This is a genomic window from Parasphingorhabdus sp., from assembly GCF_036568145.1.
In the GTDB taxonomy this organism is placed as follows: Bacteria; Pseudomonadota; Alphaproteobacteria; order Sphingomonadales; family Sphingomonadaceae; genus Parasphingorhabdus.
The window spans coordinates 116836-126255 of record NZ_DATCTC010000001.1 but is presented as its reverse complement, the minus strand read 5'-3'; the positions used below and the strand labels follow the sequence as shown (position 1 = coordinate 126255).

Genomic DNA, 9420 nt, shown 5'->3' with positions numbered 1-9420 from the left:
TACGCAGTTCATCCTCGATAATGAAACATATTATAATAACGAACCGTTCTGGGGCGCCATGCGTGAGCTGGATCAGCTGAAACTCGCTCAGGATGCGGGTTTCCCCGCCGATACCATACGCTTCGATACCGCACCGATGGCGGTGATGGAATATGCTGCGGCCGCACAGGATGGATATAACAACGAAAGCGCATCGAGCATTGCAGAACGTGAATTCACTGCCGGTGAATTTGCGCCGGGCGGAGGCTGGGAAGTCTTGATCGCTCGTAAAGCCGATGCATAGAAACGGGATTAGCAGTAAATGACTATGAAACGCGAAGCCAAAGGGAAGCGCCCTTCATTTTACGAAGACCAGGCGCTTGACCAGATGATGTCGATGATCATGGTACTGGCCGGAGAAGTCTCGGTCCTCGCGGACGAACTGGATTCCACGCACCGAGTAATGAAGGCGCACGGGATTGATATAGCGTCAGAGATTGCTGAGCTTGAATTTGATGACGAAGCGCTTGAAATGCGTGAGGCACGGCGTCAGCAGATGTTAGACCGTCTGTTCTATCTGATGCGTAAGGAAGCGGCCGAGGCCGCTGCTAGCGAGACGCGCGATAATTATCTTTCGACCATCGATTCGATAGCGGAAGGCTGACATGAAGTCGTTGACTGATGATTTCGTAGCCATTGTTGGCGAAGAGAATCTGTTTCACGGAGAAGATGCCGTCGCGCCCTATGCTACCGATGTTTATCGGGCCAAGGAAATGCCACGCGCGGTCTTGCGTCCGCCAACGGTTGATAAATTACAACAGGTCGTGGCTCTTTGTGCCCGTGAAAGCATCTCGTTTACAATACGTGGTGGCGGTGCGTCCTATACAGATGGTTACAACACGATCGACCCTTTGGATGTCGTGATTGATACCAGTCGGCTTAACCAGATCGTCGATATCAACGTGAAGGGTGGTTACGTCGTTGTTGAGGCGGGTGTGACCTGGGCCGCTTTGGCCGATGCACTGGAGCAGCATGGCTTGCGGACCCCGTTTCGTGGGCCGTTTTCGGGTCTTAAGGCAACGGTCGGGGCCTCTATGTCGCAAAATTCGATTAGCCATGGATCGGGTGGCTATGGCATCTCCGCTGAATCTGCGCTGAGTTTCGATATCATTCAAGCTGATGGCACGATGTTGCGGACCGGGTCCGGCGCATTCGGCGAAACAGGCTTTGCACGTTTTTGCGGCCCTGATTTGACTGGACTTTTTACCGGTGACGGCGGTGCCTTGGGCGTGAAGGCGCGGATTGTTCTCCCGCTCATCGCAGCGCGAAAAGCGCATAAGGTCGTATCTTTTTCCTTTCCCGATTTTGCCTCAATGCACGAATCGATGCGGCGTATCGCGATCGAGCGGATCGAGGAATCGCACTTCGCACTCGATGCTGCGCTGTCGCAAGGCCAGATCGCCCGGCAGGACCGTGCAGGTGGAGCGCTGAAAATGGCGCTGTCGGTGCTGCGCAGTTCCCCTTCGCTGTTGGCTGGAGCGAAGCAGGTCGCGGCGGCGGGGCTCCTGGCAAGGGGCCAGATTAAAAATTCCGCATTTATGACACACTATATCGTTGAAGGATTCGACGATGGTGAGTGTAAATCCAAGTTGCACAGATTGCGCGAACTGGTTCAGGGTCTAGGCCGTGAAATTACGGCAACAGTGCCAGCGGTCGTGCGGTCGATGCCGTTTGCTCCATTCTACAACGTGCTTGGTCCACAAGGTGAACGCTGGGTGCCGCTACATGGCATTTTACCGCATCATCAGGCGTCGCCGTTTCACGAGGCTCTGGAATCATTCTATGCCGAACGTGAGACGGAAATGAAGCGGCTTGGCGTGTGGAGTGGCGGCATGTTCTCGACCGTGGGATCGAGTGGATTTCTCTATGAAATTGCTCTTTACTGGCCGGATGAACAGACGGCCTACCATACTGCAAACGTACCCGAAGAATATCTTGGCCAGTTGCCAAAATTTGCCAAAAATCTTGAAGCACGCGAATATGTCGAACAACTGAAATCTGGCCTGATCACGCTCTACGACGATTTTGGGGCAATCCATTTCCAGCTGGGCAGGGCTTATCCTTATGCCGACCGATTGGAGCAGCCCGCCCGGGATTTGGTAGGTTCGATCAAGACCGCACTCGACCCCGACATGCGGGTTGGGCCGGGTCTTTTGGGTTTGACGAAAGCCTAGTTGCAGAGCTCTATCCGGCGACTTCCTGGTCTGCCGGAAGCAGCCCATAACCATCTGGAAGGTTGCTCCATTACTGCGCCATTCAGTGGTGAGTCTTCGCGCAATGACCAGTATTGCCCATAGCGTATCCATCTGGCGAATAGATCATCGTGATTACCTGTCCTTTGACCAATCCAGCAGCGAGAAGAAGGTATCTTTCAACGATGTCCAATCCGATCGAAAGGTGTTTGGCATCACGAGATTTGACAAGGAAAAATCGATGACTGACTCTCTGGGCCACCGTATGAAATTCGCAGTTGTTGCACCCTCTACGAACACCAGTGTTCAGCCGGAATATGATGATATGCGTCCGCGCGGCGTGACTAATCATTTTGCCCGTATTGCGATACCCGATACAAAAGTGGTCGACGACGACAGTTTCATGGTCATGCTGAATAATATTCGTGCGGCAACGGAAGAAACCGTTGATATTGCGATGTCGATGGACCCGGGCTGCGTTATTATGGGTATGTCGGCTGAGACTTTCTGGGATGGTGCAGATGGCGCGGCGAAGCTACATGCGCGCATGGTTGAACGAACTGGCGGTGTTCCTGTCATCATGGGGTCGACCGCGGTTGACGCAGCGATACAGGCTTACGAAAGCGAAACCGGGGCCATTAAAAAGCTGGGCATTCTTACGCCCTATGCTGAGGTTGGCGATGCCAATGTGAAACGTTTTTTCGAAGACCAGGGTTATGAGGTAGTCCATATTGTTGGACTGAAATCACCTTCGCCGATGATGATTGCACATGAGGGCAAACAAAAGCTGAAGCGCACCGCTATTTCGGTAAGCGAGGGCGTCGATGCAGTCATTCAATGCGGCACGAACCTAGCCTTTGCGGAAGTGGCGGCAATAGCTGAATTCTGGTTGGAAAAGCCGGTCATCGCAATTAATACCGCTACATATTGGCACGCGCTGCGTTCGATGGGCATTAACGATCAGATGGATGGTTTTGGTCGCCTTCTAAGCGAATTCTGAATTCCATCGATGCTCTGACCCCCGGCTTTTTACAGGAGTTAAATTGCAATGGAATATGATTATGTCCCGCTACCAGAGCGTAAACCGCTTCAGTGGCCGAATGGCGCGAGAGTTGCGCTGATCCTGACGTTCAACCTCGAAACCTGGGATCTGACCAAGGACACCGACAAGCCCTATTATGCCGGAGGGCCTTCGATTCTTCCTGATATCCTGCCCGGAAACACACCTGATTTCCCCAATTTTAGCTGGCGTGAATATGGTCAGCGGGTGGGTATCTGGCGGTTATTCGATTTGTTTGATGAGCTTGGGGCCAAAGCGAGTTGCACGACCAACGCCGTCACTTTCGAAAGGCGCAAGGCGATGACTGATGCCGTGCTAGAGCGCGGATGGGAATTGCTGACCCACAATTGGGAACAGGGCGAGCTGCTCACCAATTTTGCGGGCGATCCGTACAAAGAACGAGAGATCGTTCTTCGTACGCTCGACCAGTTCGAAAAATATACAGGGCGAAAGTCAAAGGGTTGGCTCAGCTCTTCGCTGCGTGGCACGCTGCAAACGGCTGACATTCTCGCTGAATATGGCTGTACCTTCTATTGCGATATAATGAACGACGATCAGCCCTATCTGTTGCGTACGCCGCACGGGCCGATCGTTTCGGTACCATATTCGAACGAAATCAACGATTTCACTTTTATTACCCGTAAAAATTTCACGACCGACCAGTTTCGCGATGCGCTGATCGAGGAGTTGGATGTGCTCTATGAAGAAGGCGCAAAGACCGGGCGGATCATGAACATCGGGCTGCACCCGCACGTTTCGGGACGTGCGCATCGGGTGCGGGCGCTGCGTGAGTTCATCGAACATGCCAAGACGCTTCCCGGCGTGTGGTGGGCCACGCGTGAGGAGATTGCCGAATGGTATCTCGCCAACCACGAATCCCACATCGAGGGCCAACTAGACTGATGCGAGATTTGGACATTGTTGTCGCGGGCGGCGGCATTGGAGGGCTTACGGCAGCCATAGCTCTGTTGCGCGCCGGAAATCGCGTCACTGTGTTCGAATCAGCGCGGGATTTCGGCGAAGTGGGTGCGGGGGTGACGCTCGCCCCTAATGCCATGCTTGGCTATAAAGCATTGGGACTGGATGCAGCGATTGAGGAAAAGGGAATCTCTCCCCATCGCCAGGTGGTTCGTCATTGGCAGGACGGCCGTGTGCTGAAAACGCTCGAACGCGGAGACGGGATGCGAGAGAAATATGGCGCGCCTTATCTCTACATTCATCGCGCAGACCTGCACGCTATTCTGCTCGATGCTTTAAGCGAACTGGGCGGCAAGACAAACACCGCGAGCCGAGTTGTGTCTGCTGGATATGATGACAAATCCGGCTGGGTTGAACTGGCAGATGGGCAGCGCCACCATTCAGATCTGGTCGTCGGCGCAGATGGGGTTCGTTCTGCTGTGCGGTCCATATACGAACCGATTGAAGCGCATTTCACTGGCCACATTGCCTTTCGCGGTATCGTGCCGGTCGATCAGGCGTTGGCAGATTATGCAACGAATCCGGGAAATATCATCGGCCCGGACCGTTTGGTCGTGTGGTACCCTTTACGGGGTGGATCGCAGCTTAACCTCGTCTTTTTCGCGCGGGAGGGTGACTGGACTGAGGATGGCTGGACCATCCCTGCAACCCGTGAAGAGCTGCGTTCGATCTTCGCTGGATGGTGTGAACCGGTTCAGCAAATGATAGACCGGCTGGACGAGGAGCGCCTGTTCAAATGGGCGATTAACGCACGCACTGCGCTGCGCGGGTGGAGTCAGGGTGGACGGATCACCCTGCTGGGCGATGCAGCCCATGCAATGACACCCTTCATGGGGCAAGGTGCATCCAGTGCGATCGAGGACGCGGTCGTACTTGGCCGCGCGGTTGAGGCATCGGACGATCTGCCCGAGGCGCTCGCCCGCTATGAGGCGACCCGAATTGAACGCGCAACCTTTATCCAACAGGAATCGAATGACAATGCGAACCGCCTGCAGTCCAAAGATGCGGACAGCTTTAACAAAAAGGAAATCCGCAATGAAGAAACACTGGGTCTTTTCGCCTATGATTCTGCCAAGGTAGCGGTATGAGCTTCCAGATCAGCCAAGCGGCTCGGGATGTTCTCGCAGCAGAATTTCCTCTCCTGATCGGTGGGCGTGAAATATCTGGTCGGGCCGGGCGCGTTGGTGTCAGCACGGACCCTGCGACGGGAGAGAAGCTATCCGATTTTGCGTTGGCCGATTCCGATGATATTGCTGACGCAGTTTCCGCAGCACGCTCGGCTTTTTCCGGCCCCTGGTCGCGCCTTTCCCACAGCGAGCGAGCCCGCTTGCTGCGCGCACTGGCCCGCGAGATCGAGGCTCATGCGACACTGTTCGCTGAAATCGAAGTGTTGGATAACGGCATGCCCATGATGCTGGCCGAACAGATAGTCGCCAATTGCGTCCATTTGTTCCATTATTATGCCGGCTGGGCTGAAAGAATCGAAGGAACAACAACCGAGCCGCCCCCGCATGTTTTGGCAGAGGGTGAGGCGTTGACCTATACCCTGCGCGAACCTGTTGGTGTTGTCGGTCTCATCGTTCCATGGAACGTTCCGTTGTCGATGGCTTGCCTGAAACTGGCACCTGCTCTGGCTGCTGGCTGTACGGTTGTGCTGAAACCAGCAGAAGAAACGCCTTTATCAGCCGTCATGCTGGGTAGGCTTATCAACGAAGCACGTTTCCCCAAAGGTGTAGTCAATATCGTCAATGGTATCGGATCAGAGGCTGGCGCGGCACTTGTTTCTCACCCTGATATCGCGAAAATATCCTTCACCGGATCGACCGAGGTCGGCAAGACAATCGCTCGTGAATGTTCGGACAGCTTAAAAAAGGTTTCGTTGGAGCTGGGCGGAAAATCGCCAGTTATTGTTTTCCCTGATACCGATATGAGCAAGACGGTGCCAGGGGTGGCGATGGCGACGTTCTTTCTTCAGGGACAGAACTGCATGGCGGGTACACGAATCTTTGTTCATCGCGACATTTATGAACCGCTGCTGGAGGAGCTGGCTGCGTTCACCGCTGAGATGAAAATGGGTCATGGCCTTGAACCGGGTACGATTCTTGGCCCTCTGGTTTCCGCGAAGCAGCAGGAGCGGGTAATGGGCTATATCGCGGATGGTATAGCCTGTGGCGCGCGTCTGATTACCGGTGGTGAAGCGTGGGAAGGCGCTGGCCATTTCGTGCGCCCGACGATTTTTGCCGATGTTGACCCGTCAATGAGCATTGTGCGTGATGAAATTTTTGGCCCTGTCATGGCGGTACAGCCTTTCGACAGCGACAATTTTGACGAGATTGCAGATATAGCAAACGACACTCCCTATGGTCTGTCCGGCAGCGTTTGGACCCGCAACCTATCTACCGCGCACCGCATGGTTTCACGTATCCGGTCGGGCCATGTTTCGGTCAACTGTCATGGGGCAGTAGGAGCGAACATTCCCTTTGGTGGTTACAAGCAATCGGGTTGGGGCCGTGAATTCGGACGCGAAGGCATGGATTTGTACCTCGAAACCAAGGCAGTTACGATAGCTCTTTGAGAGAAGTGAGACAATGAACGACAAAAAATTCAGTTTGCGACGCCATACCGGCCGTATTCTCTATCACAAAGGTGACAGTATCGCCGGTTGTGAGGATTTTGGAATAGATGCGCGCGAATCCGGCCGCACGATCCGCTCTTATTGCGAGATGGGAGAGGGCGGACTTACACGTGATGCTTCCTGGACGCTTGATGGCGAATACAAACCGGTAGAGGGTCACGTCCGTGTGGTGCAGAACGGTACCCAAACAGGAAGTGCGTGGTATCGTTTCACCGAGGATGAGGTCGAATGCGAGGCTCTGACCGCAGTACTTGGCCGTACATCGCAGCGTCTGCCATCGCGTGCGCGATATCTTGGACTCCACCCGCTGGTTGGAGATGGAATGATCGCGCTAGCACGTGGTAGAGCTGAACCCGGGCGGGAAGACATTATCGAGAGCGTTACCTGCTCTTATGACATCAATGGGGAAACAAGCCTTGTGGCGCTCCCAATTGATATCGGCGTCACTTATGTTGGTATGGAAGAGGTGACGGTTCCCGCAGGAACCTTTGCCGCAGAGCGATATGCTCTGCGCTGGCAACCGCAATGGCCTGCAGCAGACCTTTGGGTTCATGGTGAAGATGCGGTGTTCGTGCGGCTCGATTGGGAGTTTTCGGGGTTGTCGTCACAGCTCGAGCGCTATGAGTTTACTGACGAACCGCTTTCCTCACCATCCGGTGCTGGGCCGGCCATGGTCTACTAGGCTAGCCGGTTCGTTATGCGGCGCTGCGTATCTCGATCAGTTAGCTAATCATATCTATCCTTATAGTGGATATTTATTAAAATTTATTAAGGCCTAACAAAGCATTAAGGCAACTGAAAGGGCTTTAGTGCTTCAAAGGCGCAGCATAGGAGACTGTCTATGAAAGTTACCATTCCCGTTCTTTTTTTGGTTGGCATCGCTATGGCTAGTGTAACCATTCCGGCTGCAGCAAATGGCAATGCTTCGGGCAATGCCAAGCGCGGAAAGGTGCTCTTCATGCAATGTGCCGCGTGTCATTCTGTAAAGGCTAGTGCACCGCATAAGGTGGGGCCAAATCTGGCCGGAATCGTCGGTGCGAAAATGGGCGATCAGGATAAATTCCGTTATTCTGCCGCGATGGCCAAGGCAGGTGCTGCAGGTAAGAAGTGGACAGGAAAATCCCTGGATAGCTTCATCGCCAATCCTCGCGGGGCTCTCCCAGGCAACAGTATGTCTTTCGGCGGCATTCCCGATAAGACTAAGCGGCAGGATATCATTGCTTACCTTGAAAGCCTTTGAGGCGTACCGCTGATCTGAAAACGCAGATATAATCTGCTTCAGAAAGAACTTTCATCGGCGATAGAACTCCGCTGTTGAATCGGCAGTGAAGGAAAGTATCTTGCCGCAACCGGAAGGCCCGTAACTCGCTAGAAATTTTAGCGAAGCATCGATTGCAACGTGTAAGGCAGACGATTGGTCGGGACCGGTCTTGCTTGGGTCACAAATCAGGCCTCCGAAATAATGGTCAACGCCTGCGAGTATGAGGCAGTAGCGATCCCCTCGTGCCGGACCTGCTTCAAAAGCGGACAGATGGTCTTGCCAGCTCTCTGTTTCGTCAACCGAACCGGTTAGGACATCGCGTGTGCCTGTCTGTATAAAGGCAGGTACCGTGATTGAACCATATCCGGCTTTGTCGATTAGCGGGGGTGTTGAGCCGGGAGGAGAGAAAGCAAATGCGCACTTGGTCCGGCTGTCACGTAGCGACCCTGCGAAACCATCAGGGCGTAAAGCCGATGCGCCACCCATAGTGAGCACGCCCAGCCCGCCGAAGCTGTGCCCAATCGCAGCGTGATCCGCGCCGTGATTGGCAGAAAGCGCGCGCATGTCCTGTATGCGCGCAGCCCAGCTATCCATGCCTTGCAACTTCGCATGGCCTAAGTGATCGCGTGAGTCCATGTGCAACGGAGCATGGACTTCATAACCAGCTGCAACCCATGCAGAGATGATCGGCATATAATGTCTCGGTGCCGATGCGAAACCGTGCGAGAAAAGGATGGTTGCGATGGCTTCTCCATCGGGACGCCAACTAGAAATTTCTAATTTACGTCCGTCTTCGGTACCAATAACACGCCGAATGGGTGCATGAATTACTGCCGTCGCGATGGTCGACTTTGCTAGCGGAAAACCCGCGATCAAGCCCAGCAATGAACGGCGATTTATTATCATTGTGGCTCACCAGAACCGCTGGGTGTGTCGCTTGATTCGATGAGGCCCCCGTCATTCGCCCTTGGGTGCGGATTGGTGTCATAGATTGGTTTAAACCGGCTAACTTGAGTATAAGCAATTTGCGGGTCAACATCGATGATCGCCAGCTTTTTGCAGTAACCGAATTTCACACGTGGCGGGTTCGCCATTATCTCATTAAAGATGTTCTTTAGATTGCGTCCGCCCCTTAACTTGAAGTTATCAATACTCATACAGCCAGTATTGCCCCCCTTGCTGTGACCATTAATGGTCAGCATAACTCTGCTTCCGTTAACAGTCCCGAACAGTGCCTTTTTCGAAAGGATATAGA

At 53.8% G+C, this 9420-nt stretch carries 10 protein-coding genes and 1 pseudogene; 9 read left to right on the top strand and 2 right to left on the bottom strand.

All coding sequences use genetic code 11. From position 1 onward, the window contains the following. From VIN76_RS00540 to VIN76_RS00500, 9 genes and pseudogenes are all read left to right on the top strand, one after another. Positions 1-283, top strand: a pseudogene (locus VIN76_RS00540) (class I SAM-dependent methyltransferase); the annotation flags it as partial. 18 nt (positions 284-301) lie between these two features. Next, positions 302-643, top strand: coding sequence for a hypothetical protein (locus tag VIN76_RS00535; RefSeq protein ID WP_332039857.1), 342 nt, complete (start codon positions 302-304; stop codon positions 641-643). Between the two features lies 1 nt (position 644). Beyond that, entirely contained in the window at positions 645-2213 is a 1569-nt protein-coding gene (locus VIN76_RS00530) for an FAD-binding oxidoreductase (RefSeq protein WP_332039856.1), read from the top strand. 259 nt (positions 2214-2472) lie between these two features. Then, positions 2473-3231 carry an arylmalonate decarboxylase gene (locus VIN76_RS00525; RefSeq protein WP_332039855.1) on the top strand — a complete coding sequence of 253 codons (759 nt, stop codon included), beginning with the start codon at positions 2473-2475 and terminating at the stop codon, positions 3229-3231. Between the two features lie 48 nt (positions 3232-3279). Then, a complete protein-coding gene (locus tag VIN76_RS00520) occupies positions 3280-4194 on the top strand; it encodes a polysaccharide deacetylase (protein WP_332039854.1) in 915 nt (304 codons plus the stop codon). Continuing rightward, a complete protein-coding gene (locus tag VIN76_RS00515) occupies positions 4194-5357 on the top strand; it encodes an FAD-dependent monooxygenase (RefSeq protein ID WP_332039853.1) in 1164 nt (387 codons plus the stop codon). Before VIN76_RS00520 ends, VIN76_RS00515 begins: the two co-directional genes overlap by 1 nt. Continuing rightward, positions 5354-6844, top strand: a complete 1491-nt coding sequence (locus VIN76_RS00510) for an aldehyde dehydrogenase family protein (RefSeq protein ID WP_332039852.1) — start codon at positions 5354-5356, stop codon at positions 6842-6844. The genes VIN76_RS00515 and VIN76_RS00510 overlap by 4 nt, the downstream gene beginning before the upstream one ends. A gap of 34 nt (positions 6845-6878) precedes the next feature. Next, positions 6879-7586 (top strand): hypothetical protein, encoded by a 708-nt coding sequence (locus tag VIN76_RS00505; protein WP_332039851.1) that lies wholly within the window; start codon positions 6879-6881, stop codon positions 7584-7586. A 159-nt stretch (positions 7587-7745) separates the two neighbouring features. Continuing rightward, positions 7746-8144 (top strand): c-type cytochrome, encoded by a 399-nt coding sequence (locus VIN76_RS00500; protein ID WP_332039850.1) that lies wholly within the window; start codon positions 7746-7748, stop codon positions 8142-8144. Between the two features lie 51 nt (positions 8145-8195). On the opposite strand, the gene VIN76_RS00495 is transcribed toward VIN76_RS00500, so the two are convergent. Both VIN76_RS00495 and VIN76_RS00490 read right to left on the bottom strand, forming a co-directional pair. Beyond that, positions 8196-9071 (bottom strand): alpha/beta hydrolase, encoded by an 876-nt coding sequence (locus VIN76_RS00495; protein WP_332039849.1) that lies wholly within the window; start codon positions 9069-9071, stop codon positions 8196-8198. Further along, positions 9068-9367, bottom strand: a complete 300-nt coding sequence (locus VIN76_RS00490) for a hypothetical protein (protein ID WP_332039848.1) — start codon at positions 9365-9367, stop codon at positions 9068-9070. Before VIN76_RS00490 ends, VIN76_RS00495 begins: the two co-directional genes overlap by 4 nt. Positions 9368-9420: the final 53 nt, after the last annotated feature.

What these genes read in the sequence shown, in the direction of transcription:
- VIN76_RS00520 (WP_332039854.1), top strand. Translation starts at nt 3,280, where the DNA reads ATGGAATATGATTATGTCCCGCTACCAGAGCGTAAACCGCTTCAGTGG.
- VIN76_RS00510 (WP_332039852.1), top strand. Translation starts at nt 5,354, where the DNA reads ATGAGCTTCCAGATCAGCCAAGCGGCTCGGGATGTTCTCGCAGCAGAA.
- VIN76_RS00515 (WP_332039853.1), top strand. Translation starts at nt 4,194, where the DNA reads ATGCGAGATTTGGACATTGTTGTCGCGGGCGGCGGCATTGGAGGGCTT.
- VIN76_RS00525 (WP_332039855.1), top strand. Translation starts at nt 2,473, where the DNA reads ATGACTGACTCTCTGGGCCACCGTATGAAATTCGCAGTTGTTGCACCC.
- VIN76_RS00530 (WP_332039856.1), top strand. Translation starts at nt 645, where the DNA reads ATGAAGTCGTTGACTGATGATTTCGTAGCCATTGTTGGCGAAGAGAAT.
- VIN76_RS00535 (WP_332039857.1), top strand. Translation starts at nt 302, where the DNA reads ATGACTATGAAACGCGAAGCCAAAGGGAAGCGCCCTTCATTTTACGAA.
- VIN76_RS00500 (WP_332039850.1), top strand. Translation starts at nt 7,746, where the DNA reads ATGAAAGTTACCATTCCCGTTCTTTTTTTGGTTGGCATCGCTATGGCT.
- VIN76_RS00495 (WP_332039849.1), bottom strand. Translation starts at nt 9,071, where the DNA reads ATGATAATAAATCGCCGTTCATTGCTGGGCTTGATCGCGGGTTTTCCG.
- VIN76_RS00490 (WP_332039848.1), bottom strand. Translation starts at nt 9,367, where the DNA reads ATGCTGACCATTAATGGTCACAGCAAGGGGGGCAATACTGGCTGTATG.